The organism is Streptomyces aureocirculatus (assembly GCF_000720475.1).
Taxonomy (GTDB): domain Bacteria; phylum Actinomycetota; class Actinomycetes; order Streptomycetales; family Streptomycetaceae; genus Streptomyces; species Streptomyces aureocirculatus.
Genome location: NZ_JOAP01000038.1, coordinates 44,964 through 70,397, shown reverse-complemented (window position 1 = coordinate 70,397; position 25,434 = coordinate 44,964). Strand labels below are relative to the sequence as shown.

Sequence of the window (25,434 nt, the reverse complement as noted above, 5' to 3'; positions counted from 1 at the left end):
CGCCGATGGGCGGATGTGGGACGTCGAAGCCGCAGCTCGTGCATACCTGAACGGAGACTGGACGTGAGACTCCGCCAAGCCCACGCCATCCTCGAGACCCGGATCCGACCGTGAACGGGACCCGGCGCCCGATCTTCAACCAACTCGTCGCCCCCGAGGCCGGCGGACCCATGTTCCACGAGGAGGCAAATGCGCTTCTCAACGCCCACGAGGACGCGGTCCGGGCCGCCGCCGCGGTGGGCGCGCACGGCCTCCAGGGCGCGATGCTCGCCCTGCACCCGAAGACGGCCAACCCCCGGCACGGGTGCTGCGCGACGCCGAAGGTCTGCAAGGGGACGCACTGGCCGGAGTGCCGGAGCAGTGAGCACACGATCAGCGGCCGGGACCCGTGGCCGTGCAAGTCGCTGCGCGCCGTCGGAATCAGCAGCGACGCCGACGCCGAGGCCGTGCGCCAGGCCCTGGCCGCCCTGGAGCGGGAGAGCGACCCCGACGGCTACCCGAGCCGGAAGAAGACGAACCGCGGTCGCGCGGTGCACGCCACCAGGCAGATGGACGACGGCATCGGCGACGCCGGCGCGTGCGGCATGTACTTCCCGTGGGACACGGAGAGCAGCCTCGAGGCCCCCGGCACCGACGTGTCGTGCCAGGCCTGCGTGAAGGCACTCCTCAGCAAGCGCGAGGAGGCCGAGGCCGCGGCCGCCGCAGAGGCCACGCACCGCTGCGCCCTGCCGCCGAACCGGTTCCTGCCCTGCGGCTGCTGCCCGCACCAGGTCTGCGAGGACTGTGAGCGCTGCGCCCACACGTGCGAGTGCGGCACCGGCGGAACCCCGGCCTTGCTGCGCGACGCCGGCGGACAGCACCCCAACGCCTAACGCACGCAGGCCGGCCGCCGCAGTTGGAGCCAGTGGCGGCCGGGTGCCCCCGACCCTACGCACACGACCAAGAGCTACACCATGACAACCGGCCCGCAGGCCGCCGCCTCGAACGCCGCATGGATCGACGGCGACCCGCTGATGGAGCCGATCGCCGCCGCTGTGTGGGCGCACTGCGACACCGAGAACAGCATCGTCACGGACGACCCGCGGACGATCGCCGCGATTGCTGCGGCTGTGGCCCGTGCGATGCAGCCTGCGCTCGTCGACCGGGCCGCTGTCCGCGCCGAGGCCCTCGACGAGCAGGGCCCCGACGACCTGGAGACCATCAGCGAGGCCGCGCAGATGTACCGCAGCCTCCGCCCGGTCATCGAGCGCACGATGGCCGACCCGGACCGCTGGGACGGCGACGAGGACGAGGCGTTCCACCTCGGCCGCTCCGTCGAGTGGCTGGCCGCCGAGCGCTCCCCGGTTCGCGCCGAGGAGCTGCACGCAGCTGCTGACGCTGTCGAGGCTATGAACGAGAGCTGTGGCCAGTCGAAGCCGTGCGCGTCGTGCGACGCCCGCGAGGACGTCGCCGCCGAGCTGCGCCGCAGGGCCGACGAGGCGCAGCCCACCACCGAGCCCGAGGCGTCGGCAGCCATCCGCAGGAAGCTCGGGAAGTGGGCCTGCGCCGCAGGGCACATCGAGTCGGAGCTGGACGGTGCAGTCCCGCGCAGTGACCTTGTGGAGCCTCTGATGAACAGCACCGATCCCCGCGCCGTCCAGTTCGCCGAGTCCCGCTACCGCAACGGCTACGGGCCGACCGTCGCCGAATCCTGGGACGAACTCCGCCCAACCACCCGTCAGTTGCTCGTCAGCGAGGCCGAGTCATAGCTGGGCGCTGCCGTCGCCGCCGGACTTATGCCGCCCGCCGCCCCGACCGCCGAGGACCTCCTGGCCGCCGACGACCCGACGCATCTCCGCTGGGGCCTGGACGACGTCCTGTGGGGCGACGACGACACCGTGATCGTCCTCATGTCCGACGAGGAGCGGCGCCCGTACTGGCTGGAGCTTGACCCCGACCGAGCGACCGTACTCCGCCGAATCCTCGCCGGACCCGACAGGGAACCGGCCGATGAGGAGAACGGGCGCCGGCCGTGCGGCCACGACGATTACCACGACTCCCACGAGTGGCACGACCGGCCCGGTGTGTGGTGCCCCGGCATCGGCACCGACTGACCGTGACCATCGAATGATGCAGCCCCGCCGCTGTCGGAATGAGATCTGCAGCAGGTCTTTCGGATGACGTGGCCTCGAATCGACAGGCAATCCCGAATGGCCTGACAGGGGGACGAGTCGGGGGGGAGGGAATCGGAAGAGACGCGGGCAGTGCGCTGCAAGGCAGCGCCGGGGGTCTCACTGCCAAATAATCACATCTTCCCGGGGGAGACCGCCATGCCCGAGCGCACCGAGCACGCCCTGCTCTACATCAAGTATGTCGACGACACCCTTGCCGAGCGGGGTGTCGCCGCAGTCGAAGGCGCGGTCTCCGGCATCAGCCTGAGGATCTTGGCGCGGGCTCTACCCGACGGCCGGACGTCCGTCGCCGTCTCGCTCTACAGGCGCGTGCACCGCATGCGCGCCTCGGGCAAGGCATTCCACTACTGGACCTCCGAGAAGCTCACGTCAATGGCCCGCACGAAGAAGGACCTCGTCGTCCTGCGCGAGATCGACCGCCGCACCGGCATATCCACCACCCGCCATGTCTTCTCCGAGACCGTGATCGAGTCCTGGATCCACGAGCTGTCCGGGACACTGCAGCAGTGGATGCGCAGCAACTCGCAGGCCCGCCAGCTCGAAGGACCGGAGCCCGAGGGAGTCGACAACGCCGTGCACCAGGCGATCGCCGCGATCCGCGAACACATCGGCGAGCTGCCGCACTGGAACGACCGCTTCCCGCTGCTCACGGACGGCCGACAGGGTCGTCCGGCCTCCGCCTACCTACCCTATCTCGATGCCCACGACCATGCGCAGGTCGCGAAGAACCTCTTCGGCGTGCGCACCTACCGCCGGCCGCTGGCCCGCGAGGTGGAGCGTCTGGACATCAGCACCCTGAACTGGTTCGCCATGTTCCGCGGGCTGGTGCCCGTGGACTGGCTCATCGACGCAATGCGCACCACGACAGCAGCCAGCGGCCGCAGCCTGATACGCGAGGTGTCGCTCACCTCCCTGCAGCGGCGAGGCATCCGCTCGATCCTGCGCCGGACTCCGCAGCCCGTGCTGCGACGGATCCTCAAGGAGCCTGTCCACCAGGCGCGGCGCACGCTGGCCGATGCAGCCGACTGCACGGCGCACCGATTGGCCGTCACCCGTGACCTCGACCTCCTCCCGGAGATCATCGCTGCCCGCGGGCAGCGCAGGGTCCGCAACTCCCGTGACCTCGAGCACCTGGTCCGGGACCTGCCAGCAATCGAGCGCTGGCACGACCCCCGGGGCCGCACGGCCCAGCGTGTCATACAGGAGGAGATCCACGCCCTTCGCGAGATGGAGCACTACAACCGCGAGATCCGGCTGCTTCCCCAGGGTACGGCCCAGGTCGCTGACTGGGACCTCTGGAAGGACGAGGCGTTCCGCGTGCGGGCGTTGGGTCTGATCGAGGACCGTCGGCGCGAGCTGATGGCTGCCCGCGATCGTGAGCGCTACGAACGCGAGGAGGCCCGCCGCCTCGAGCGGATCGCGAAGCAGGCCCAGCGCCACCAATGGGCACTGCAGACGGCCGCACTGCTGGATGGTCGGGAAGCAGCCCCCGGTCTGAGCCTCGTCGTCGCCCATGATGCCGAGACGCTCTCCCGCTGGGGTGCGATGCTCAACAACTGCATCGGCGGGTACGCCGGCGAGCTGGAGCTGGATGTGTTCGCCGCGGTCTGCGAAGCGGACGGCCGCGTGCGTCTGAACCTGCAGATCACGCAGTCGCATGGCGTAGAGCAGATCCTCGGGAAGTACAACCGCGACGCCGTGCGCGAGCTCGGCGAAGCAGCCCAGCAGGTCGTCGACGGGCTGGTCGCCATGGAAGTCAGCTTCCACTCGGATGCTCTGGGCATGGCCGGGCTGCGACTGCCCCAGAAGACCCACTGACGCCAAATCTCTATAAGAACCCCGACCTGGTGCTCCGGCATCAGGCCGGGGTTCTTCTGTCGCACGGAGACGCGGTCCTCCGCCTCGACTAGGCGTCCGAAGTGTGCTCCTTCAAGCGCGAGATGGAGGGCGCGTCGAAGTAGGGCGGGCCCACACCACCCGAGCGGCGCCGAGCGGGGCGCCGTGCGGTTTTCTGGCAGTCGGTCTCCGGCTCCCGTTGCGCCCCGGGCCCGGCCGCGTTCGACCGCCCAGGACCCCGTTCTGGCGGTCGCTTTTCCGGCGATTCAAATTGAGTCGGAAGGAATCTCATGACCGTGTCAAGCCGCCTGCGTGACTGGCGGTGCGGAGGTGAAGAGCCTCTTGTCACGCAGCATGGCCCAGAGCACGTCGACTCGCCGTCGGGCGAGCGAGAGCAACGCCTGGGTGTGGATCAACCCTTCGGACCGCCTCCGCAGGTAGTAGTCGCGAGATGGGCCGGGCCGCATCATCGCGGTCTGGGCAGCGAGGTAGAAGATGTGCCGAAGACGCCGGTTGTAGCGTTTGGGCCGGTGGTAGTTTCCGGGCGGCGGCCGGAGTCCCGGGCGACCGGGGCGAGTCCGGCGTGCGAGGCAAGGCGGCCGGCGTCGCGGTAGCCGGACAGGTCGCCGACGATGGCGATGAGCTCGGCGCCCAGGATCGGGCCCATGTCGGGCATGGACTCGATGATCTCGGTGCGTTCGTCGGTGCGGAAGGCCTCGCGGATCTCCCGGTCGTTGTCCTTGATCCGATCGTCCAGGGCCAGGAACTGGTGGGCGAGGTCACAGACGAGCTTGGCAGCCCGCTTCTCGCCGGGCAGGGCCATCTGTTGGGACAGAGCGGCCTCGACAGCCTTCGTGGCAACGGTGTCGGCACTGCGGACCTTGCGGCGTTCGAGCCAGGCCGACAGCCGCTTGACGCCGATCCTTCGCAGGGCGGCCGGGGTCTGGTACTCGGTGAGCATGATGACCGGCCCTTTGGCCGCGGAGTAGTCGAAGGCTCGCTCCAACGCGTGGCAGATGCCCACCAGCAGGTCACGGAGCCGATTGATCAGCCGGACCCGGTCGGCGATCAGGTCAGCCCGGTAGTTCGTCAGGACCCGGAGCGTGGAGACCAGTTCCGCAGGCGTGTCCAGGACCGCGAAACCCTTCGGGCGCATGCGGGCCTGATCGGTGATGACCCGTGCGTCCTTGGCGTCGGTCTTGCCCCCCTTGGTAGGCGCCGGACATGCGGTTGACCGTGCGGCCAGGAACATAGACGACGTTCTGGTTGTGAGCGACCAGCAGGGCCAGCAACAGCGCGGAGGCCCGGCCGGAGATGTCCACCGCCCACCGGATCTCGTCGGCCCGCTCACGGGCGGTGTCGATGAGAGCGACGATCTCGCCGCCGGCGTCGAGGGCCACCGCCCAGTGATGCCCCTTGCCAGCGTCGATGCCGACCCATATCCGTGCCTGCCGCGTGCTTAAACCCGTCGCTCCGTATCCCTCGTGACCCGTACTTCATGGTCCGAAGAACACCCCGCCAACAGGTCCCTAACCAGCGATCAACGCAGTTCTCAATCAGTGGTCGGAGCATCTCGGAGGACCCGGGCGGCCATTCCTTCGGAGCCATCAACGGCAACACCTCATCAGCCACACCCGGTCCTCCCGGACCGCCTCACATTCTTAGGGACAGCCTCATGACCCGTCAGCTCGCAGCCGCTGGAGCTGTCTTCGTGGGGGATCTGGAGCAGGGCAGCGCCGATGAGCGGGCCTGGCGCAGCCGCTCGATCGCCCCCAGCGAGATCGCCGCCATCATGGCGCGCGATTCCGAGGGCCAGACCCGCGAGGATCTGCTGCGGCGCAAGGCCGTGGGGGCCGGACGCCCGCCCATGACCAACCCCCACCAACCTGGTCTGGGCTGGGAGAAGCAACCCGAACTGGCCACAGTCTTCGGGACCCAGCACCCGGAGTACGAGGTGGTCACGACCGGGTACTGGGTCAGCATCGATCGCCCGTGGCAGCGTTGCTGGCCCCACCGCGTACTTGTCCCGACTGGTCATAACGCCGCCTCCGGCCCGGCGCCGATCGTCGCCACGCTCACCTTCCGCACCACCCGCGACACGCTGAACGCCAAGGGCTGGGGCCCGGACGGCAGCGAGCAGATCCCCCTGGCCAGATACGACCACCACCAGTGGCTGCTGGACACCTGCGGCCTGGCCTCGGGCTACATCGTCGCTTACAGCGGCCATGACGACGAGACCCGCACCTACCGCATCGGCTGCGACGACGAGCACATCATTCGGCTGCGCACCGCTGGCAGGGAATTCCTGCGCGAACTCGCCGCGCGCACCCGCGCACCATCCGCCCGTCACCCCAACACCTCAGGAGCAGCACATGACCGCGACCACGACCCTCACCGTCACGGTGACGGCGCCTACCAGTGAGAACGCCCAGGCGTGGGCGCAGACTCTGGCCGATCTCATCCTTGCCGAGCATGGCGACCACATGCGCCTCAAGACTCTGATCGGCCCGGCCGCGCCTGTCGAGCCGGCCACCGCCATCGCTGTAGCGATCCGAGATTTCAACTTTGGCTTCTACGGCCTGGACGACGTCGAGACGAAGGGCCCGTATGCGGAGTGGGTGGGTGACCTGGCCTCTGCGATCGCGGGAGCCCTCGGTACCGGTCCCGCCCCGGCTCCGGCCGAGACCGCAGAGCAGCGCGCCGACCGCGAGGAGACCGAACGCGAGCATGCCACCGGAATCCACACGCACTGCGGCCTCACCTGCGAGACCGAGCTGCCGACCGAGCATCTGCGGAACTTCGTCATCGCGAAGGGATACCCCGGCACGAAGGGCGCGCTCGACGGGCTGCTTCGTCGGGCCGGCGCCGCGGGCGCCGCGTCGTCTGCGCCCGCCCTCCAGGCTGCCCCGCCTGCCGAGATCTGGATCGTGTGTGCCGAGGACTCACACGCCCTCGACCACTGCACCGACGCCACCACCGCGAAGCTCGCCGCCATCAAGCGTCACCAGGAGGCCGAGGAGCCCGGTGACGAGTCCGTGTACGGGTGGCATGAGCGCGGCGGGCATCTGGAATTGCATGCCGACGGCGCCGACACCGGGCTCAGGGTCAGCCGCGCCCCGGTGCGCGGCCCCGCGCGCCCGCCGACCGGGCCGCCGTGCTCACCGAGGCCGAGCGGACGATGCTCACCTACGCGCTCGACCAGGCGCAGGAGCGCATCTGGTCCCGCGACGGATTCACCGACGACGACCAGGCCGCCGTGACCTCACTCCGCCGCCTGGTCGCCGAGGCGCAGCAGAACGGCCCGGAGCCATCGTGATCGAGGCCCTCGACGTCCTCCTCAGCGTGCTCCTCCTGTGGATCCTCGCGCTCGCCGCCGCGGCCACCATCGTCGTCCTAGCCGCAGGGGCCGTCATCGCGTCGATCTGGAATGCGGCCAGGAGGCGCCTCACAGGCCCCTCCTGGGCCCACGGGCCCCTCAGTGCCCGGAGACCCGCGCCCACACCAGGCCCCACAGCGCTCGCACAGTGCCTCACGAACGGACCGCCCGATGAACCAGACCACCGAACTCCAAACCGCCATAGGCCGACTACGCGCCACTCCCGCCCCCGCTATGAGCCCCACCCTCCGACAGGCCCTCGACGAGCTGCTCGTCCACGCCAGGACCACGGCTATCGACCTTCACCGCCTCACTGCCCGCCCCGGCGACACCATCCGGGTCCACCCCCATGCCCTCGCCATCGCCCAAGCGATCAACAACAAGTAGCCCGGGGCGATGGTTCCGGCCGCCGCCCCGCCACGAGGAAGGAAACACATGTCCGACCAGCAGGACGACTTCACGCACTACGAGGAATGCCCCCAGCGTGACAACCCGCAGGCGCGATGCCACTGCGACGGCATCCGCCAGGCAGACGACAACTACTGGACCGAAGAGCCCTAACCCCCTGCGACGAAGGAGCACCGTCATCAACAGCGACGCGCAAGCAGAGCAGGCCATCCGAGACTTCAACTCCGCCACCATGACCGTCCGCTACGTAGCTGGCGAAACAGAGCACGCCGTCGAAGTCCTAACCGGCGGCATGCCCTTCGAGGATCACGTCGACCGGCTGGAACCCGGCAACAACGGCGGAAAGCAGTGGGTGACCTTCCTCCTCAAGGGAGGCGGCGGAATTGCCCTACGGGACACGACGATCGTCGCCATCGAACTGCGCACCGACTGACCCCCACCCACCCCGGGGCGGTGGTTCCGGCCGCCGCCCCACCCCGAACCGACAGGAGCAGACCCGTGCCGACTGTGCTCACCGCCCTCGCCCTCCGCGCCGGCGCCTGCACCCTCCTCGGCGCCACCGTCGCCGTGGCCGCATCCCCGTACTGGCCCGCCGCACTCGGCACCGCCTACGGGGCCGCGTTCCTCGCCTGGTGCGGACACCGGGAAGCGCAACTCGCCCGGCACGCCCGAGTCCAGGAGCAGCGCGCCGAGATGGCGGCCCGGCCCGCGCCGTGCTGTCTGCTCTGGCAGATGTCCGACGGCGGCGACCACGGAGCCGGCTGCCGCCTCGGGCCCGAACTGGTCGAGGACATCACCCGCGGGTGGGCCGCCCTCGACGCCGCCTGCTGCCTGGCCTCCTGGGAATCCCGCGGCGCCCACCACGACACCACGCACTGCACCAGGACGGACCAGACCGCATGACCCGCCCCTCGTCCACGCCCCGGGGCGAGCACACGCCCGCCCCGGGGGTCACCTGGGAACAGCACCTCGTCCGCGCCGAGCAACTCATCGACGACACCACACCCGACCCCCGACCGAACCGCGCCACCAGACGCGCTCTCGCGCGCGCAGCACGGAGGACGAAATGACCGAACAACCCACCACCGCCTACTTCATCCAGTCCCGCCCCGCCCCGAGCCAGCCCTGGCAGCGGGCTGAAGGAACCCACATCACCTGGGAGACCAAGGCCAAGGCTCTGGACCGCCTCGTCGCCCGCCGCGAGATGCAGCCGTCCTGGGAGCACCGGCTGATGGAACGGATCACCACCGTCACCGAGCAGCCCGCAACGGAGGAATGACCATGGGATTCGGCAGCGCAGGACTCACCTTCTTCAACCCTGTCGCCCGCTCCCTCATCGAGGCCGGAGCGTCCGACGAGGTCAAGGAGAAGACGCTCACCGACCTGATCGCCAACCTCCAAGCCGAGGACTGGGACACGGAACTGGACTCGCTCCAGCTCTTCCTCGACGACCCCGCGATCGTCCGCGTCTTCGCCAACAACGGCATCCGCTGGGACGACTGACGCACGACGAAGGGGCGCGCCCACGATCTCCCCAGACCAGGCACGCCCCTCAGGTGCTGATCACCGTACCGCCCCGCGCACCACAGGAGCACCCACGATGACCACCACCGCCACCCACCTCCACAGATCGTCCTGCACTGGGCCGACCTCCACGAAGCCGCCGGACAGCCCGCGACCGTCGGCGCGTTCGGGCTCGGTCTCCGCGGCTACCTCGCCGCCCTCGACGAACTCGACGCCGACGACCTGGAGTACGCCCGCCACCAGGCCGCCCATCTCCGCTCCCTGGAACGCTCGACGGACCAGCTCGGCGAGCGCCCCGCGCCGGTCCGCCTCGCGGTCCTCGACACGATGCGCGCCGTCGAGGCCGCCCTCGTCGACTGTGCCGATCAGACCGCCGCCGTCGTCCAGCGCTCCCCGATGGCCTACGCGCCGCGGGGGTGGCCGGCCGCGGACCGGGCCCGCCGCGACCAGCTCGCGCGGGCGGACGCGCTCGACCTTCGGCGGTGGCGGTACAACGGGCACAGGACGGCGCCGTACGCCGCGCTCTGGCTGCTCGCCCGGATCACACGCGCGGCGGGCCCGTTCACGGTGCTGCCGGAGCGAGAGCAGCAGCGCATCGCCACGGTCGCCGCAGGCGCGGCTGGGCGTGTGGAGCGGGACCTGGACATCGCCACGCAGCGCCGGACCCTGAAGCAACGGCACGGCTGCGGGGGCGCAATCGACATCCACGGCGGCGAAGGGCGGGCCCCACTCGCGCACTGCACGGGGTGCGGACGGATCTGGACAGAAGGCGACTTCGCAGCCGCGTAGCTTGAACCCACGCAACAGATGTGCCCCGGACACCGGTCTCATGTATCGCTCCCGTCGAGTACGGACGGGACGTGTCCGGGGTCTTGACCCCCGGCAGCCATAGGTCCACCCTGAATCTCTGGCTCAAAGGGGGCGGCATGGCTGAAAACGAACTCAAGATTCGCGTTGTCGAATACTGGCCGAACGAGGACCAGCGCATCATCTTCGCCGGACCAGAGACTGAACGCACCGCCAACATGAGCGACGATGAACTCATCTCCGAGCACGAAATGCGGAGGCGGCGCAGCGAGCGACACCTCCGCGCTGTCGAGTAGCTATCCCTCCCGACCAATCCAGCACGAACGGGGTCATCGTGCAAGCAGCGGACTGGATTGCGATCACCTTCGGCACTGTCTCAGTCGCTGCCGCCGGATTCAGCTTGTCACAGGCCAGAACAGCCAGGACTCAAGCCCTCGCTGCGATCGAAGCCAACGAGCTCACCCGGCAGCAGATCGCCCGCGAGGATGCCCGTGAGCGGCAGGCCGCAGCCGAGGCAGATGCGTCCGCCGTTCGGGAGGCGCAGAAAGTCCTTTTCGAATTTTCGGGTGGCGGTGGCGGGACCATCACCGTAACGATCATCAACAACAGCAGTCGAACAATTCACGATGTTGAACTGCTGAATGTACGAGCTACTACCCCTGGCCCTTGGTGCGACTGGTCCGTCAACAAGAACATCCCTGGCGGCCCGCGGGTAAACACTCATCGCAGTGTCGTCGAGAGCCGTGGCGACATGACGGTCGCTACTTGGCTCCTGGACGCGCAAGGCGCGCACGTCTTGCTGCTGCCCGATGCCGTAAACGCGGAAGCGCGCTTCTGCGATGCGGATGGCCAGTGGTGGCAAACCACCGATGAGGGCGGGCCGATTCGCGTGAGTCCGCCTTCCCCATAGCGGTCGCCCCACACTGACCGGTACCCTCCTCTGCTCCCATCAGCGCGTCCAGACCGCAGGCCCGCCTCCACGCCACTCGATCAGCGCACTGCGCACCACGTCCATCTCGTCCCAGCCCTGGAGCCCCGCCTCCTGGAGGAACGCGACCACGTCGCGCACGGAGTAGGCGAGGCCGAGGATCGAGCCGTCCGCGCGGACACGCCGGCCACCGTCCTCGTCGGGCGGGTAGATCACAACAGGGGTGCTGGAGACCATGACCCCAGCGTGAGGCAGGCCGGTCAGTCCAGCACGCCGAGCTCGGTGTCCGGCCGGCAGTGCGGGCACGCCTCCACGCCCCCGGCCAGCGCCCGCCGAGCCTCGTCCCTCGATGCGGCGCGGCGGTGCTTGCCCGCGGTGGGGCAGTCGCCGACGTGCACGTAGATCGGCGGCCGTCCCGCGGCACCCTCGATCAGCCAGTCCGGGGCCCGCGGCCGGCGCGCGCGGCCGCGGGCCCGCTCCGTTGCACGACGCTCCTCATCGGCGATCCACCGGCGCGACCTGGCCAGGTCACGCTCCTGCACGCGCTCCAGAAAGCGCAGCGCGGAGAGACGAGGGGACTCGGAAGCAGGGTCGCACACGCGTACGATTCTAGCCATTGGCTTGATCTACCCTGTGCCCATGAGCACGCCCGCAGACGAGGTCACCCACGAGCCCCCGATCAACGGGGCAGGCCCATGCGCCACGGCGAAGTGCGAGAACCAGGCGCAGAAATACGGCCCCGCCGGCGGACGCCCCTCGAGCCCGCTGTGCAATGTGTGCCTCGACAAGGTGCAGCGCGGACACGTGGCGTAGCCATCACCGGTACGACTAACCGCCCACACGAGTACTCCTCTCCCGCATTCCGGCCCGCCACAGTCGCAGCTCCCGGTACGAAGATCACGACTCTGTCTCGTGACCTTCGGAGGAGCCCGTGCGCATCCGCGCCGCCGCCATCCTGGCCGCACTCGCCGCCCTACTCGCCCCCGCCACTGCCGCCCACGCCGCGCCCGGCGACGACGTGCACCTGCCCGTCCGTGACGCACTCACCGCGCTGCCCATCGCCGCGGAAGACCGCACCGGCTACGAACGCGAGAAGTTCAAGCACTGGATCGACGCCGACCGCGACGGCTGCTCCACCCGTAATGAGACCTTGCTCGACGAAGCCGTCGCGGCCCCCGACCGCACCGGCCGGTGCACCCTCACCGGCGGACGCTGGTACAGCCCGTACGACGACACCTATGTCGATGGACCCCGCGGGCTCGACATCGACCACTACGTCCCGCTTGCCGAGAGCTGGGACTCGGGAGCGAGTACCTGGACCGCGAAGGAACGCGAGGCCTACGCCAACGACCTCGACGACGAGCGCGCGCTGATCGCGGTCACCGCGACCAGCAACCGCAGCAAGGCCGACCAGGACCCAGCCACCTGGATGCCGCCGGCCGCTGGCTACCACTGCGAGTACGCGACGACCTGGGTCACGGTCAAAACGCGATGGCAGCTCGCCATCGACTCGGCCGAGGCTGCCGCGCTCACCAGCGTCCTGGGCGAGTGCCCGAACACGCCGATCGAAGTAGAGCTCGCCAGGTAGGTCCGCTAGCTCCGGACGCACGGAAGCCCCGGCCGCCTGGCGGTCGGGGCTTCGCTGTTCATGCGGCTACGGTCGCCACTCCTCGCGGTAGCCCGGCCGGTCCGCGTACGGCGACGCGGCCAGCTTCACTGGCCCTTCAAAGATCGCCGCCTCCTTTCCGCCCGGTCCCACGTATCGATGTCTTTCGAGGAGACTGTCCACCAGGCGCGGCGCACGCTGGCCGATGCAGCTGACTGCACGGCGCACCGATTGGCCGTCACCCGTGACTTCGACCTCCTTCCGGAGATCATCGCTGCCCGCGGGCAGCGCCGGGTCCGCAACTCCCGTGACCTCGAGCACCTGGTCCGGGACCTGCCCGCAATCGAGCGCTGGCACGCCCCCCGGCGCCGCACGGCCCAGCGCGTCATACAGGAGGAGATCTACGCCCTTCGCGAGATGGAGAAAGGCCGTGGGTTCGAGTTTTCTGCAGGGGGCTCGTAGCCGAACCTGCGGGTGGTGCGTACAGAACGGTACCGGAGCGGGCTCGGGTTCGTTCCAGACCACAGCCTTCAGCACCCTCTTAGTCATACCGACTGGAGGATCTGTGATGACAGCTCAACCGACCGGGCCCGGCCTCGTACAGCAAGCCCTCACCCTCTCACGCATCGTCGCTGCTGGTCACGCCACCCGCGACGAGGCCGAGCAGCTTGTCCACCACGCCGCGACCATCGCCGCCCGAGCCTCCACGATGCGAGGCGTCGGCCAGAGGTACCACCCGGACGCCGACGACTCTGCGGCGATCAGGCTCATGCACGCGGCGGGCGGTGGCGGCACCGTCGCGACGGCGGGCGAGATCCGCGCCGCGCTCGCGGACCGGCCTGCCCCCGCAGGACTACCTCCGGAGCATGAGTCTGGCCACGCTCCCGGCCTGGCCGCTGCCCGATGACGACGCCACGGTGGTCGTCGTCTACCGCAGGAGCGCCCGCGGCTTCGGCAGCCTCTGGGAGGCAGTCGGCAGCGGCGACGAGCAGCAGATCGACCGCGCCGTCGGCAAGGCCCGCGAGCTGGTCGCCAGCAGCCCGTTCACCATCACGCCCAGGGGGCTGGGCGACTGAGTGCCTGATGTCCCGTCTCCGCGAGCGTCACCGAGGCCTCAGCTCACTGCGAACGACCATGCGTCATGGATAGCGGCAGGCCGTCAGGAATCTCGACGGAACGTCGGACTCTCCATGCGATCGAGTGACCCCCCACTCACCAGTACCGCAGGTCAGAAGATGATGGCCTGTGCAGAAGGAACTCACGGGAGTCCCGACACACTACAACCGCGAAATCCGGCTGCTTCCCGAGGGCACGGCCCAGGTCGCTGACTGGGACCTCGAGGCGTTCCGCGTACAGGCGTTGGGTCTGATCGAGGACCGTCGGCACGAGCTGATGGCTGCCCGCGATCGTGAGCGTCACGAACGCGAGGAGGCCGCCCGCTGGAAGGGCGTCCTGATGACCTCGTTGATGACCTGCAGGTGAAGGTCGTCGACTGCGGTCTGCCTGCTGACGATCAGGTAGGGGTTGGTGCAGTCGGGCCATCAAGCGCCTGTAGCTCCGCAGGGCCTACCGCCATCCGCCGCCCATCGTCTTCTCTTCTGGCGTCTGGTGAAGGCATCGCTTCCCTGCCCGAATGGTGTCGAGGTTCGGGCGCCGCTTCTGGCCGCAGGTCTTGCATACGCTTGGCCACGGCTTCCGCGTGTTTCCCGGGAACGGCGCTTCCGGTTCGTACCCGGCCGCCCGCAACTCCTCCTCGGCGGACTGGCGCATGGTCCGGTGGCACTGGCATCGTCGCCCCCGCTGAATTTGCGCCAGGGTGATCGAGTACTCCTTGCCGCAGTCCGGCGCAGAGCACTTCACCTTCCACCTTCCACCGAGGTTACCTGGATACGACGACAGCGGCTCAAATCCCGCCGCATGGGCTTGCTTCAGCGCCGTCTCTTGCGTGACTTTCGAATGAACACACCGCCGCCCCTTGCGCAGTTGGTTGAGCGTCACCCGCCAGGGGTGCCCGCACGTCGCACAGCGCACGTTCCACACGTCCTGGACGCGGCCGGGGTACACCTCCGAGGGCTCATATCCGGCATTCCGTGCTTCAGTCTTCGCTTCTTCGGGCGAGGTCTGTGGCTTCATTACGCTGGAGGTTTGTCTTTCTGTGCAAGGTGAAGCTAGGGTGGGGCAGCCTAGCATGTGCTCGGCGCCACGACAGCCGGAGCGACATCGCGCGCCTGCTCGGCACCGCCGACCGACGACAGCAGCCGCGACAACAAGTAGCCGCGACATAGCGTGGGCCCGGCGCGGCGACTCCACCGCCGGACGGGCGCGACTACCAGACAGGTCACCGACGCGCCCGCGCCCGGACCGGTCGGTACTGTCGGCGATCGCCACTACCGTGCGCGTCGTCGCTCTCGACGTCAGGAGATCGATTCGTTCCTGCGGGATCGTCATCGCTGCACCTCCAGAGCAGCAGCGGGCTTTTCGGTGGTCCCTTGCAGCCTCGTGCCCAGGAGCTACTGTGATCCACGGGTGGCCCGGACCAGGCGGAGCGGAGATGACGGCCTTGCCGGTGGATTCACGGTGCTGGAGGGCTTCAACGACCCCGGATAGGAGCTGGGTGATTTCCATGCTCAGTTCTCTACCTTCTCCTTCGCATGGTCCTCGACCTGGGCGCCCCTGTCGGCGCGCTCGGCCTCTTCGGCCTGGTTGTCCTTGACGGGGTAGACGCGCCCATCAGCGGAGCGGTAGAGCGTCCCGGCTTCGATCAGCGGCAGCACCCGCGCAGGGCTGACCATGTGTCCGGCGTGCGCGAACTTGTCGCCGTCGCGCTGCCACAGCAGACCAACGGCGGCAATCTCGATGATCTCGGCGTCGGTGCCCGGGGTGGCGGTGGGTAAGAACTCGCGGGAGACATGGAGGGGTTCGCCCCCGTCGGCCTGGTCGTCGTCCTCGTCGGGGGTGACGTCGTCGCCCACGAACATCACAGCGTCCAGTACCCACGCGCGGGCCTCGGACATCTCCTTGAGTTCGGTTCGGTCCCCCTTGCCGTCGAGCGTGCCGCCCGTGGAGAACTCCCAGCCGTCCGGCGTCCACTCCCACACCATCCGCACGACCCGGCCGCGCTCCTCGTCCACGTCGTGGACTTGCACCACGGCCGCACTCGCAGGGTGGACCAGGGTGCGCGAGGTCCACCGGCCGGACTTCTCGGCCTGGGAGATCAGCGTGACCGCTTCCGCCGGGAGCCGCTTGGACTCCCCATCGAGGCGGGCCGCCTTCTCCTCGGCCGCCGCCTTCTCGGCCTTCTCGGCCTCCTCGTCCACCGGGGTTTCCCCCGGCCAGTACTGACGAGCAGACAGCAGCCGGTACTGCTGCCCCTTCACGTCGTCGTAGGTGGTGTCGGTCTCCGGCTCAGTGACGGCCTCGGCCTTCATCACCCGGGACCACAGGCGGTAAGCCCGTTCCCCATCCTCCGTGAGGCCGAAGGCGCGCACGCCCGGCGCCACGGCGAACATCTTCACGTACCCGGCCGACCACAACGCCGGGACACGGTCCCGCTTGATACGGGCCGACACGTCGGCACGGTCCGGGCTGACGTCGTACGCCTTGAATCCCCCGCGCGTCTCCCTGACCTTGCCCTCACGGATCCAGCCCAGCACCCGCCACTGGTCGCGGGAGAAGCTTAGGGCAGCGGCCTGCTCGATCTCGGCCGGTGTGACCACACCCTCATCACGGCGCGCGTGGTCGTCGGCGTGTAGTTGGGCGGCAAGCTCGGCGTCGGCCCGGTTGTCGAACTGCATCGCCGCGCTCTCGTACTCGGTTCCGTCGCCGAACTTGTCCACCCACACAGACACGGGGGCGTGCCGGGTGCATACGACACCCCAACGGGTCTCCGCCAGGTCGAACGCGGCGGCTCGAGCGAACGCCTCACCGGTGTACGCCTCACCAACGGCCATCGGCTCGGCGCCGTTACCGTCGTCGGTCGCGGCCGGTTCGGAGGTGGAGGCAGCGACCGGGGCGGCCACCGGCTCACCATCGGCGTGCCTGCGGACGATGTCCCGGACGTCTTCAACGAACAACTCGCCGTCGATCACGGACGGGCTACCGATCCGGTCGCCGTTCGGGGCGACGATCACCCACGGCCACACCTCGCGATCCTCATGAACCACCGTATACACCTCGCCACGCGTGATCGCGTGCCACAGGTCGTCAGTGATCCGCTTCACCGTGATCCGCCGCATACCCGCCATGCCCCCCAGTCCTCCCGTGTCGCTGCTGTCCTGCTGTGTGCTGCCTGCCGGGAGAGCGGGGAAGTCCTCGATCCCCTGCGCTGCCAGTTCCCGGCACTCCCCGCACCGCCACTCCATCGGCCACACCCCCCGGCAGCACCGGCGCGGCGCCCTGGCCTCAGCCTCCCGTGCTGCCTCACGCCGGGCCTCCCGGCGGTCCCGGATCCGAGCCCGCCGCATCAGGGCATCGATGCGCTTGCGCGTCCTCTCCGCCTCGACAGCAGCCCGCTCCGCGCCCTTGCGGGCGACGGCCAGGCGGCGGCGTTCCTCACCGCCCCCGGGGAGCACCGGCAAGGCGTGCGCGTCCTGCCCGGCGTGGCTGTCCCACTGCCGGGCGCGGCGGGCCTTGCGAACCGACGCCATGACGTCGGCCTCATCGCGCAGCACGCCCGGCCCGGCAGCCTCGGCAAGCCTGAGAGCCTCGTGTCCGTCCTCCGTCGCCACGACCAGACCCGAGGCATGACGCGCGAGGTATCCGCAGCGGGCGAGTAGCCGCACCCGCTCACCCTTGACCCGCCGCCTTGTACGGCCGTCTGCGTCGACCGCGCGAAACCCGGAACCGTCGGCCCTCAGGCCACCGGTCACAGCCAGGCGGACCGTGTCCACGAACGTGGCGCACCAGCCGAGAGCGGCCATGCTCCGCGCGGCATCGCTGTCCGGGCCCTGCGAGCCGACCGTGACCCGGGAGCCAGCGGACAGCGCCAGCCGGGGGCAGCAGGCCGCCCCGAAGGGGGTGGCCGTCGTCTTGCGGTGTGCCAGGGCGGCGGCCTCGGCCTGCTCTCCGCGCTGGGCGTAGTCGTCACTGCTGACGGTCTGGTGCCGAATGAACTTCCGGCCGTCGGCCGTGCCGTGGGCGTGCCCGATGATCGGCGCGGAGACCGCCGGTTCGCGCCAGGCCACCGCGTCGTCGCTCTCGACGTCAGAGAGATCGGTTCGTTCCTGCGGGATCGTCATCGCTGCACCTCCAGAGCAGCAGCGGGCTTTTCGGTGGTCTCCTGAGGCGGGGCGATGATCAACCGCCGTGATCCATTGACCGCCCGGGCCAGCTTGAGCTTCCGACCCCAACCGCCCAGGACATGAGCGGGAGTGGGCCACGCGTCGAACGTCTCCAGCGTGAGGATGTCGCGACGGCCCACCGCCGCGGGGATGTGCAGCAGCGTCAGATGGACGTAGATCATGTGCATGGCCTGCGGTGCTATGTCCTCTGCCGTCACATGCAACTGCGTCTGTGGGTTCAGGCCGTGCTCGAGCATCGCCTGCGACAGAGCAACCATGAACGCGCCCGCGCCGCAGCTGGGTTCATACACATTGGCGAAGCCGTCCCTCTGCACCTGCTCGACTACCGAGTCGATCTGTATCTCGGCCATCAGCCGAGCGACGTCGTAGGGCGTGTAGAACTGGCCGAGCCGCTCGTTGCCGAGCTCCAACTCCATGTAGAGGCGGCCGAGTACGTCGCAGGGCTCGCGCTCCATCTCCGCGGTCACCAGCGCCAGGGCGTGCGCGAAGCGGTCCAGCTCTGTTCTGCTGTAGCGGCCGGCGATCTGGAGATACTGCGCCTCGCGCGCTTCCCAGGCCTCGCTCCCGCGGACGTCCACGGCGTTGCGCAGAGCCAGCGCCGCCATCTCGGCAAAGTTGTCGAAGACTTCGCTCGTCCGCTTCGCACCGGTGTTGGTCGCCAGCAGCTTCACGATCTCGCGGTAGCCGTTCATGCGCCCGGTACCACCATGATTGGAGTCTCGGAGGCCTGGATCGCCTGCTCGGCGAGGTTCTGCTTCACCAGCCCATGCCGCGGAGCTGGAAAAGCGGGCCCAGCGAGCCGGAGCCGCGTGCGATGCGGGCCGATAGTTCGCGCGTACTTGTGGCAGCCACCGTGGTCCAGCGCCGCTGCCCCGACCTCCTCGAGCGCCCGAGCGAGCCAGCGCGTGCCATCTTCCTCGGCTCGGCGAGCGGTGGCTCCGAGTGCGATGAGGCGTCGCTCGACTGCCGCGTGACCGGTCTCGTCTCGGCGGACCTTGGCCGCTGCGCGGTCGTGGAGGACTGAACCGTCGGGCAGTACGACCAGACGCCGGGCGCGGGTTCGGCCGAGATAGGCGAAGCCCTGGCCGTGGCCGTAGACGTGGCCGATGTGTCCCGGCATCACGTGCGACGGACCGTCCGCCGTGGTCCTGACTCGAGGGACGGGATCAGCGTGCGCGACGATCCCTCGGATTCCCCTGGTGGAGGCGTCCCGGAATGCCCTTGCGCAGGCCCAGGATTCGCCGTTCGAAGCCACCGAGTCCAAAAGGCACATACGCGAGAGCTCAAGCGATTCCTGCAGCGGAACCAGGTCCGGGAACACATTGAGAACGGCGGTGTTCATCGGGACCCCGAGGGCCAGCACCCCGACCAGACGGCCGCCTTCGGGCTCACCGGGCCCAGGGGGCTGGTCGACGCGCTGGATACCGTAGGCGAGCCGCACGACCGGCCAGCTCGCGCTGTAGTGATGGGCGACAGTGAAGCGCTTCGCCGGCGCCTCCGGGATCCGGACGACTCGGTGGGCCTCCGGGTCGAAGCCGCCGTCTCGGAGCCGTCTCCACGTCGGCAGCCGGTGGTTCCAACGCTGGCACCAGACATCAGCCCCTGGCTGCTGCAGTTCGAGTTGCTCGGCGAGGATGAAGTCGCCCCACTCCCCGTACGGGCCTCCAGGCCGCGTCCTCCTAGGAGTCTCCAGCGCCTCACACATCAGGCCACCTCGTTACTGCGTTTGCCCGCGGGCTTCGCAGCGAGGGCCTGCTGCTCGACATGGCGTGCCGCGATGTACAGGCCCTCGCGGTTCAAGTGCCGCGAGTAGCTCGAGTCGAGGTAGAGCACGGGCACGTCGCCTGCGGCCTTCAGCAGCGCCGGGTGCAGCAGGTGTTTGATCGGCCCCGAGCCGCCGCCGTAGACGTAGACGACCTCGGTCGTCGCGCCGGCCTGGGAGAGGACGTCACCGAAGGAGGAGACGATCTCGTCGACCAGGTAGCTCGCCTCGTCCTCGACGAAGCCGGCGGAACGCTGGTGGCGGTTCTTCACCAGCACCGACGGCTCCGCGTGGAGGAAATCCGCCAGCTGCTTGCGCGAGGAGAACTGCAGCGTGGCGTCCGACTCGCTCATGCGTTCCATGGCGTTCATCAGCGCGGTGCCGTAGCCCTCGTCGAGCGTGGCCGCCGCCTCCGAGTTGAACCGGCCGTCGGTGAAGACCGGAAAGTTCACGGTGCCTTCGCCGACGTCGACGCCGATGGTGTTCTGCACCGCCACCAGATCGGAGGCCGAGACGCCCTCCACGAGGGAGGCGTCGCGCGTGCGCAGATCATCGAGAAGAGCCTGGGCCAGCGGCTCGCCCTTGTCGGTGATGGCGAACTGCGCAGAGGCACCCTCGGCCATCACCTGGACGTCGACGAACTGCAGGCGCACCGAGACCGGGGTGCTGAAGTTCTTGATCGTCACCAGGTGCACCGCGGGGTCGGAGTTGCCCCGCAGGCCGATGAACTCGGCGGCGTAGGCGTGGCGGCGCGCGACGAACTCGGAGATCGGCAGCGCCAGGCCGGCGCGCACCTGCACGCGCAGCTCGTGATCGGGCAGCGCGCCGTTCTCGCGGACGTAGTCGCGCAGGGTCTTCGCGGCGAAGACACCAAGGACCAGGACCTTGCTCAGCTCCTGATCGGCCTTGGAGTGCTTGCCCAGCACCTCGAACTCGGTGAACTTTGAGCCGCGCACAGACAGCGCTGCGCGGCCGAAGATCCGGCGGTCCGACGCCGCCACCAGGGAAGTGGTGAGCGAGCAGTCGATCTGATTGTAGAAATCGCCGGCCAGCACGGAGGCCGCATCCGCGTCGGGGAGCGGCACTTTCGGCGATGTACGGGAAGTCGAGACGACCGCGCTGGGCAGATCGATCTCGTCGAAAGTCCCCTGCTTCGTGTTCTGGATGACGCCTTTGACGTAGCCGTTGCCGACGTCGATGCCGCCGGTGAGAGTGATGACGTCGTTGCTGCTGGCGCTCATGAATTCGATCCCTCGGTGTCTGTGTTGTCTGCCTGGAAAATGAAATTCACCGCGTTACTCAGCGCCGAGTGCTCGCCATGATTTCGTCGATGGATGCCTGCTTCGGCGGTTCCGGCGCTGGGCTGGGGGCGTTTGCCACGGGCTCCTCGGCCGTCTCAACCGGTGCGGAAACCGGCTCGGGCTGGGCTACCGGCGCTGGTGCTGTCTTCTCGACGACGGCGTCCGTGTCGACCTCGGCCTCGTCGGCGACTCCGGACTGCGGCTGAGCCGGCCTGTCGACCGGACGGCGTTCGGTGACCGCCTCGTCGTCCTCACGCTGCTCGCTACTCTCCAGTGGCGGCCGGCCACGACGCGGCAGCTGCTCGACGGGCTTGTAGAAGACATCGATGTATCCGTCACGCTGAATGGACTCCCGAATGAGCAGTCGCACCGACTGCGAGATGTCCGCCTGCTCATTGAGCCACTCGATCACCGAGGTGTCGGCAGGGGGCACGGTCCAGCGGACCTTGCGAGGCTCACCCGACTGATTCGCCATCGCGCTCACCTCGCCCTGCCACTCGCTCCTGCGCTTTATCCGATCGTTCGCCGGATGTCTCTCGCTCTGCCATATGGACTCACCGCTCTTGACGTTTCCTCTCGGATGTGAATCGACGTGGGTCCACTCTAGTGTCCCTATCGAGTCCCGTGCAAGTCGCATTCGATACGCAAGGGGGGCGCCATTAAAGTACCTATCGAATACTGGCAAGGACACCTGTGAGACACTCCCGTGCCTCTACCTGGAGTGGCCGCGCGCAGGCCGCAGGCACCGTGCGCCTCTGCGCCTCACCTGCTACGCGGCAAGTGCTCACACGCGACACCTACGAGACGCCCGCGGGAACAGCACTGATCCCGAGGAATCGCATTGGGGTACGGATGAGATCCCAGTGGCGTCCCTGTGGTGTCTCCTGGGAGACGCCACCCGGCATTCCTGCACAGGCGAGCCCTCCGGGGGTTCTGTGTGCGACGCCGGGGCGCCACTGTCGTGGCGCGCGAGAGACGCCGTGAGGACATGCGCAGAAATCCAAGAAGGTATACCGACATCAGTCGGCGTCCTGTGTGTGTCCCAGCCGCGTCTCGTGCGTGCCTCGATGGGTCACCTCTGAGACACGAGAGGGGCGGTGTTTCACCGCTGCTTCACGGGGCTGAGAAGCCTGTCTGTGCCCCGTGCCGAAGCCCGTCGGCAGGCACGGCAGCGCAGCCACGGAACACCGGCGGAGCGAGATCAGCACAGCCGCCCGCCAGTGAGCTGTCGGCGCGGTGTGCCGGCACAGCGCTGGTGCGGCGGCCGGAGCCGACTGCTCCGACCGCCGCCACGTCAGCCCTCCTCGTCGTCAGCGGTCACGGCCTGCCGGTGGTCGTCGCGCCAACACCGTCCGCTCCACCGGCCCTCGTGCAGTGGGTCGCCACGCCGAATGTGCCCCGGCGTCTTGCCGCATTGCACCCAGCCGCCGTGGCCATCCTCGAGGTCGGCGTCGAAGAACATCGCCGCACACTGATCGTCCACCCGTTCAGGGGTAGGGCCGTAGAGCCCCAGCCGGAACAGCAGACTGTCCGCCAGCCCTCCCGCCGCCTGATCGTCGAGCCCTGAAACAGCAGTGATCAGCTCCACGAGCTGCCCGTACGTCCCCTCCGGCGTAATCGTCGGCAGAAGCGTCTTCGACGGGATCATCAAGCCCTCCAGAAGTAGGTTGAGCGGCGCCTTCACTCTTCAGGCTCGGCACGGACCCACACCGGCAATGAATCTTGAAATGGCGACGCACGTCACACTGTCCGCCGGGCTGCGGAACCGCGCCCGCGAGGGCATTTCTCAGGCTCCGCCAACGGGTTGCGCCGGGGCGGTGAGGGGGATGCGTCGATAGCCCCAAAGGCCCGTGGGGTAGAGGAAGAGCAGAGGTGCAGAGGCATTTGCTGCGGAAGCAGCCCCTGAAGGAAGACGACAACGGCCCGATGACGCTGGAGCTGCTCGCTGTGCGCGATGGGCAGCTGGTCGCAGCAGTCGGGCCTCTCTTCTTCTGATGCGTCCACGAAGGAACACCCCGGGCTCGCCCGCGCGAGCGCGAAGAGGGGCATAGCCCGGGGCCGGAACGTGCGTCGTCGACACAGTGCAGAGCGCCCGCCTCGGACGCGGTGCATGAAGTGCTGGCACGCTGCCACGGCAGCACCGGAGCGAGGTGAATCCACGTCGGTGCAGCCAGCACAACGCGACGGGGCGAGGCCGGCTGCGCCGCCGCGGCGAGCGGTGGAGCAGAGTGTTATCCACGGCCGAAGCGACGGTGTCGCGAGGGGATGGATCCGTGCGCCGCGAAGGTTGTGCCACCGACAGCAGCAGAGGGATGAACCGGGGCTGCGCCCCGTCAGGAGCAGACCCGTACCCCCGCCTCGCTCGTGCCTCACGAGGACGGATCAACGTGGGGGTACGGCCGTATCACGGACGTCGAAACAGCAGTACGCCCAAGAGGCGCGATGACCAGGCGAAACGGCCAGACCCGTACCCCCGCTACGCGGCAAGAAGGGGAGGGGTACGGGTCAAGAGGGTATGGACCGTTTCCCCTGATGTTCCAGGCTTCCGCTAACGCTCCAGCCGTGGAACAGCGAGGACGACGACAAGGAAGCAAAAGGGCATAAGAGAACCTGATAACACGTGTCCTGCGGACCCTCGCTTCGCTCGGCCTCTCCGCTGCGCTCCGAGGACGTGTTAGTCGGCATAGCCGACGGGTTCCACCGCTCGCTTCGCTCGCCGGTCCGTCGGTCGCTTGCGCTCCCTCCGGCTATGCCCAGCGCTGCGCTTGAGAGAGGAAGCCCCACCACTGCCCCGCTGCAGTTGTCCACGAACGTGGACAGCGGCAAAGGTGCAGCAGTGGTGGATCGCCTGGCGCTGTGCGCCTAGCTCCGGCGGGAAGTGACGCCCCGTGCGACGGCTCGCTGCGCGATCCGTCCGGGAGCAGATCACGCCAGCAAGATCTTCCGAGTCGTCAGCCAGCAGAGCTGGCACGGGAGCTAGGTCGAACGGCGAGATCACTCGGCCCCCACCGGGGTCTGCACTCGATGGTCGGCACCCGCACCCGAGTCCACGAAGAGGCGCTACCACGACGCAGTCCCAGCCCGAAATCTCGCCCTACGGCACCGGAGCCCGCTGCTTGCCGAAATTGGGGCAACCAGACAGCACGGCTGTCGCCGCGATGATGAAGTCCGGCGATCCCAAGGACATCGGCAACGTCGACTTCACCAACGACGAGGACAGCGCACGGTCGTCACCGTGCACGTCTCCCTCAGCGATGACGGGTTGTACACCGTCCACCTCATGCCGATGTGTGATGACGATCGGATCCGCTTTGAGCTTTACCGGGAGAAGGACCGGGCCGTCATCGAGCCCCAGTACTAGCCGGACTGTATGAGCCGGCAACATGCAGGCCGCCGCGCCTGTCCAGACATCGCGGCCACAGCTCTCGACTCCAGATGTGGAGACCGCCGAGTCACAAGGAGAGGAGGCTCAAATGATTGCTGAAATGACTCCTGAATCGTTCTCGCATGTCGTCCTCGTCACCGGTTCCCGCAGATGGAACGACGAGAAGGGCATGCGTGAAGCGTTCAACGACGCCTGGCGCAGATGGGGAGCCAAGAGCGTCACCCGGCCGGTACTCTTCTCCGGGCACTGCCCCGAGGGCGCCGATCCCATGGCCGAGCTGCTGTGGCGGGACGCAGGTTTCGCGGTCCGCACCTTCCCCGCCGCCTGGTCGGCTCACGGGAATCAGGCTGGCTTCCAGCGCAACCAGGAGATGGTCGACACCACCCAGGCCTTCCGCGAGGCCGGGGCTCAGGTGCTGTGCACGGCCTTCCTCGACCTCTGCCGGAAGCCCGGATGCCGGCAGCGAGGCCAGGAGCAGCTCATGCCGCATACGCCGGGGCACTTCTCGCACGGCACGATCCACTGCAGGTCCCGCGCGCGTGCCGCGGGGATCACGACGACCGACGTGATCTATCCGTCGCTGCCGCCGTTCTGAGACGCACGAAGGGCCCTGCAGCACCACGGCAGGGCCCTTCAAGGACGGATGGGAGGAGCCGGCCGGGAGGTGAGCACCAGGCTCAGCGCTTCTTGCTCCGATCGATGTTGTGTGCCTCGTCATAGGCCTTCATGACCTTCTTCGGGATGCGTCCCCGTTCCGCGAACTCATAGCCCTCCTTCCTGGCCCACTCGCGGATCCTGTCGCGCTCCTCGGCAGTCGTGTCGGGCACAACTTGCTTCTTGGATGCCGTCTTCTCGGCTTTTCGGCCGACCTTCAGGTACGGCTTCAGCGCGTCCTCAAGCTTCTTCTGCTCCTCAGCGGTGAGGTCGACCTCGTACCAGGTGTCACCCAAGCCGAACGTAGCTGTAGTTGCATCCGGCTTCCCGCTGAGATCTGACTCGATAATGCTTCGAATGGCCATACCGGCGAGAG

35 protein-coding genes and 1 pseudogene are annotated in these 25,434 nt (G+C 68.5%); 22 read left to right on the top strand and 14 right to left on the bottom strand.

What is annotated here, in order from left to right; translation table 11 throughout:
* Window positions 1–110: 110 nt before the first annotated feature.
* The 4 genes from IG78_RS0129475 (at window position 111) to IG78_RS0129460 (ending at window position 3,989) form a co-directional block, all read left to right on the top strand.
* Window positions 111–872 (top strand): hypothetical protein, encoded by a 762-nt coding sequence (locus tag IG78_RS0129475; RefSeq protein ID WP_030568554.1) that lies wholly within the window; start codon window positions 111–113, stop codon window positions 870–872.
* 81 nt (window positions 873–953) lie between these two features.
* Window positions 954–1,748 (top strand): hypothetical protein, encoded by a 795-nt coding sequence (locus IG78_RS0129470; RefSeq protein ID WP_030568552.1) that lies wholly within the window; start codon window positions 954–956, stop codon window positions 1,746–1,748.
* A 27-nt stretch (window positions 1,749–1,775) separates the two neighbouring features.
* Entirely contained in the window at window positions 1,776–2,093 is a 318-nt protein-coding gene (locus IG78_RS0129465; protein WP_030568550.1) for a hypothetical protein, read from the top strand.
* Window positions 2,094–2,309: 216 nt separating this feature from the next.
* Window positions 2,310–3,989 (top strand): PcfJ domain-containing protein, encoded by a 1,680-nt coding sequence (locus IG78_RS0129460; protein ID WP_030568548.1) that lies wholly within the window; start codon window positions 2,310–2,312, stop codon window positions 3,987–3,989.
* A gap of 317 nt (window positions 3,990–4,306) precedes the next feature.
* Here IG78_RS0129460 and IG78_RS42865 read toward each other — a convergent pair.
* Window positions 4,307–5,449: pseudogene (locus IG78_RS42865) on the bottom strand (IS110 family RNA-guided transposase).
* Between the two features lie 233 nt (window positions 5,450–5,682).
* Between IG78_RS42865 and IG78_RS0129450 the strand changes: the two are divergent.
* From IG78_RS0129450 to IG78_RS0129415, 8 genes are all read left to right on the top strand, one after another.
* Window positions 5,683–6,429: a hypothetical protein gene (locus tag IG78_RS0129450; RefSeq protein WP_157855910.1), complete on the top strand. Its 747-nt coding sequence runs from the start codon at window positions 5,683–5,685 to the stop codon at window positions 6,427–6,429.
* Complete coding sequence (locus IG78_RS0129445; RefSeq protein ID WP_030568544.1) at window positions 6,380–7,267, top strand: hypothetical protein; 888 nt, start codon at window positions 6,380–6,382, stop codon at window positions 7,265–7,267. The genes IG78_RS0129450 and IG78_RS0129445 overlap by 50 nt, the downstream gene beginning before the upstream one ends.
* 287 nt (window positions 7,268–7,554) lie before the next feature.
* On the top strand, window positions 7,555–7,770 hold the full coding sequence (locus IG78_RS0129440) for a hypothetical protein (protein ID WP_030568542.1): 216 nt from the start codon (window positions 7,555–7,557) through the stop codon (window positions 7,768–7,770).
* Window positions 7,771–7,818: 48 nt separating this feature from the next.
* On the top strand, window positions 7,819–7,944 hold the full coding sequence (locus tag IG78_RS52250) for a hypothetical protein (protein WP_263972738.1): 126 nt from the start codon (window positions 7,819–7,821) through the stop codon (window positions 7,942–7,944).
* Between the two features lie 79 nt (window positions 7,945–8,023).
* The gene (locus IG78_RS49530; protein WP_157855909.1) at window positions 8,024–8,224 is read left to right on the top strand and encodes a hypothetical protein; all 201 of its coding nucleotides are present in this window, start codon (window positions 8,024–8,026) and stop codon (window positions 8,222–8,224) included.
* A 65-nt stretch (window positions 8,225–8,289) separates the two neighbouring features.
* Window positions 8,290–8,694 carry a hypothetical protein gene (locus tag IG78_RS0129425; RefSeq protein WP_157855908.1) on the top strand — a complete coding sequence of 135 codons (405 nt, stop codon included), beginning with the start codon at window positions 8,290–8,292 and terminating at the stop codon, window positions 8,692–8,694.
* Between the two features lie 163 nt (window positions 8,695–8,857).
* Window positions 8,858–9,070 carry a hypothetical protein gene (locus IG78_RS0129420; protein ID WP_030568538.1) on the top strand — a complete coding sequence of 71 codons (213 nt, stop codon included), beginning with the start codon at window positions 8,858–8,860 and terminating at the stop codon, window positions 9,068–9,070.
* Between the two features lie 2 nt (window positions 9,071–9,072).
* Complete coding sequence (locus tag IG78_RS0129415) at window positions 9,073–9,294, top strand: hypothetical protein (RefSeq protein WP_030568537.1); 222 nt, start codon at window positions 9,073–9,075, stop codon at window positions 9,292–9,294.
* 60 nt (window positions 9,295–9,354) lie between these two features.
* On the opposite strand, the gene IG78_RS51710 is transcribed toward IG78_RS0129415, so the two are convergent.
* On the bottom strand, window positions 9,355–9,567 hold the full coding sequence (locus IG78_RS51710) for a hypothetical protein (RefSeq protein ID WP_225882269.1): 213 nt from the start codon (window positions 9,565–9,567) through the stop codon (window positions 9,355–9,357).
* Window positions 9,568–9,642: 75 nt separating this feature from the next.
* Here IG78_RS51710 and IG78_RS51705 point away from each other — a divergent pair, with 75 nt between their 5' ends.
* The 3 genes from IG78_RS51705 to IG78_RS49525 all read left to right on the top strand — a co-directional run bounded on the left by IG78_RS51705 (window position 9,643) and on the right by IG78_RS49525 (window position 11,032).
* Window positions 9,643–10,104, top strand: coding sequence for a hypothetical protein (locus IG78_RS51705; RefSeq protein ID WP_225882268.1), 462 nt, complete (start codon window positions 9,643–9,645; stop codon window positions 10,102–10,104).
* Window positions 10,105–10,241: 137 nt separating this feature from the next.
* Window positions 10,242–10,418: a hypothetical protein gene (locus IG78_RS0129405; RefSeq protein ID WP_157855907.1), complete on the top strand. Its 177-nt coding sequence runs from the start codon at window positions 10,242–10,244 to the stop codon at window positions 10,416–10,418.
* A gap of 38 nt (window positions 10,419–10,456) precedes the next feature.
* Complete coding sequence (locus IG78_RS49525; protein ID WP_157855906.1) at window positions 10,457–11,032, top strand: hypothetical protein; 576 nt, start codon at window positions 10,457–10,459, stop codon at window positions 11,030–11,032.
* A gap of 39 nt (window positions 11,033–11,071) precedes the next feature.
* Here IG78_RS49525 and IG78_RS0129400 read toward each other — a convergent pair whose 3' ends face one another.
* Complete coding sequence (locus tag IG78_RS0129400) at window positions 11,072–11,287, bottom strand: hypothetical protein (protein ID WP_030568532.1); 216 nt, start codon at window positions 11,285–11,287, stop codon at window positions 11,072–11,074.
* Between the two features lie 23 nt (window positions 11,288–11,310).
* Window positions 11,311–11,649, bottom strand: a complete 339-nt coding sequence (locus tag IG78_RS0129395) for a DUF6233 domain-containing protein (RefSeq protein ID WP_225882267.1) — start codon at window positions 11,647–11,649, stop codon at window positions 11,311–11,313.
* Between the two features lie 40 nt (window positions 11,650–11,689).
* On the opposite strand from IG78_RS0129395, the gene IG78_RS49520 reads away from it, so the two are divergent.
* Both IG78_RS49520 and IG78_RS0129390 read left to right on the top strand, forming a co-directional pair.
* Window positions 11,690–11,863 (top strand): hypothetical protein, encoded by a 174-nt coding sequence (locus tag IG78_RS49520; RefSeq protein WP_157855905.1) that lies wholly within the window; start codon window positions 11,690–11,692, stop codon window positions 11,861–11,863.
* Window positions 11,864–11,981: 118 nt separating this feature from the next.
* Window positions 11,982–12,638 (top strand): HNH endonuclease family protein, encoded by a 657-nt coding sequence (locus tag IG78_RS0129390; RefSeq protein WP_030568528.1) that lies wholly within the window; start codon window positions 11,982–11,984, stop codon window positions 12,636–12,638.
* A 66-nt stretch (window positions 12,639–12,704) separates the two neighbouring features.
* On the opposite strand, the gene IG78_RS52765 is transcribed toward IG78_RS0129390, so the two are convergent.
* Window positions 12,705–12,809: a DUF6221 family protein gene (locus IG78_RS52765; protein ID WP_404827777.1), complete on the bottom strand. Its 105-nt coding sequence runs from the start codon at window positions 12,807–12,809 to the stop codon at window positions 12,705–12,707.
* A gap of 6 nt (window positions 12,810–12,815) precedes the next feature.
* On the opposite strand from IG78_RS52765, the gene IG78_RS0129385 reads away from it, so the two are divergent.
* The 4 genes from IG78_RS0129385 (at window position 12,816) to IG78_RS0129370 (ending at window position 14,138) form a co-directional block, all read left to right on the top strand.
* Entirely contained in the window at window positions 12,816–13,118 is a 303-nt protein-coding gene (locus IG78_RS0129385) for a hypothetical protein (RefSeq protein ID WP_030568526.1), read from the top strand.
* 106 nt (window positions 13,119–13,224) lie between these two features.
* Window positions 13,225–13,563: a hypothetical protein gene (locus tag IG78_RS0129380; protein WP_031129431.1), complete on the top strand. Its 339-nt coding sequence runs from the start codon at window positions 13,225–13,227 to the stop codon at window positions 13,561–13,563.
* Entirely contained in the window at window positions 13,523–13,732 is a 210-nt protein-coding gene (locus IG78_RS0129375; protein ID WP_030568522.1) for a hypothetical protein, read from the top strand. Before IG78_RS0129380 ends, IG78_RS0129375 begins: the two co-directional genes overlap by 41 nt.
* A 169-nt stretch (window positions 13,733–13,901) precedes the next feature.
* Entirely contained in the window at window positions 13,902–14,138 is a 237-nt protein-coding gene (locus tag IG78_RS0129370) for a hypothetical protein (RefSeq protein WP_030568520.1), read from the top strand.
* An 84-nt stretch (window positions 14,139–14,222) separates the two neighbouring features.
* Here IG78_RS0129370 and IG78_RS49515 read toward each other — a convergent pair whose 3' ends face one another.
* The 8 genes from IG78_RS49515 to IG78_RS49510 form a co-directional block, all read right to left on the bottom strand.
* A complete protein-coding gene (locus IG78_RS49515; RefSeq protein WP_159398273.1) occupies window positions 14,223–14,654 on the bottom strand; it encodes a hypothetical protein in 432 nt (143 codons plus the stop codon).
* A 629-nt stretch (window positions 14,655–15,283) separates the two neighbouring features.
* The gene (locus IG78_RS0129365; protein WP_030568518.1) at window positions 15,284–17,893 is read right to left on the bottom strand and encodes a hypothetical protein; all 2,610 of its coding nucleotides are present in this window, start codon (window positions 17,891–17,893) and stop codon (window positions 15,284–15,286) included.
* Window positions 17,890–18,648 carry an N-6 DNA methylase gene (locus tag IG78_RS0129360; RefSeq protein WP_030568516.1) on the bottom strand — a complete coding sequence of 253 codons (759 nt, stop codon included), beginning with the start codon at window positions 18,646–18,648 and terminating at the stop codon, window positions 17,890–17,892. Before IG78_RS0129360 ends, IG78_RS0129365 begins: the two co-directional genes overlap by 4 nt.
* The gene (locus IG78_RS42855; protein ID WP_051853036.1) at window positions 18,645–19,661 is read right to left on the bottom strand and encodes a Mom family adenine methylcarbamoylation protein; all 1,017 of its coding nucleotides are present in this window, start codon (window positions 19,659–19,661) and stop codon (window positions 18,645–18,647) included. Before IG78_RS42855 ends, IG78_RS0129360 begins: the two co-directional genes overlap by 4 nt.
* The gene (locus IG78_RS0129350; RefSeq protein WP_030568512.1) at window positions 19,661–20,959 is read right to left on the bottom strand and encodes a ParM/StbA family protein; all 1,299 of its coding nucleotides are present in this window, start codon (window positions 20,957–20,959) and stop codon (window positions 19,661–19,663) included. Before IG78_RS0129350 ends, IG78_RS42855 begins: the two co-directional genes overlap by 1 nt.
* A 58-nt stretch (window positions 20,960–21,017) precedes the next feature.
* Window positions 21,018–21,494: a hypothetical protein gene (locus IG78_RS0129345; RefSeq protein WP_030568511.1), complete on the bottom strand. Its 477-nt coding sequence runs from the start codon at window positions 21,492–21,494 to the stop codon at window positions 21,018–21,020.
* Between the two features lie 819 nt (window positions 21,495–22,313).
* Window positions 22,314–22,667, bottom strand: a complete 354-nt coding sequence (locus IG78_RS0129340) for a hypothetical protein (RefSeq protein WP_157855902.1) — start codon at window positions 22,665–22,667, stop codon at window positions 22,314–22,316.
* A 1,446-nt stretch (window positions 22,668–24,113) separates the two neighbouring features.
* A complete protein-coding gene (locus tag IG78_RS49510; RefSeq protein ID WP_157855901.1) occupies window positions 24,114–24,260 on the bottom strand; it encodes a hypothetical protein in 147 nt (48 codons plus the stop codon).
* A gap of 244 nt (window positions 24,261–24,504) precedes the next feature.
* Between IG78_RS49510 and IG78_RS0129325 the strand changes: the two genes are divergently transcribed.
* On the top strand, window positions 24,505–24,999 hold the full coding sequence (locus tag IG78_RS0129325) for an SLOG family protein (RefSeq protein ID WP_037686662.1): 495 nt from the start codon (window positions 24,505–24,507) through the stop codon (window positions 24,997–24,999).
* 82 nt (window positions 25,000–25,081) lie between these two features.
* Here IG78_RS0129325 and IG78_RS0129320 read toward each other — a convergent pair whose 3' ends face one another.
* A complete protein-coding gene (locus tag IG78_RS0129320; protein ID WP_030568505.1) occupies window positions 25,082–25,423 on the bottom strand; it encodes a histone-like nucleoid-structuring protein Lsr2 in 342 nt (113 codons plus the stop codon).
* Window positions 25,424–25,434 lie beyond the last annotated feature (11 nt).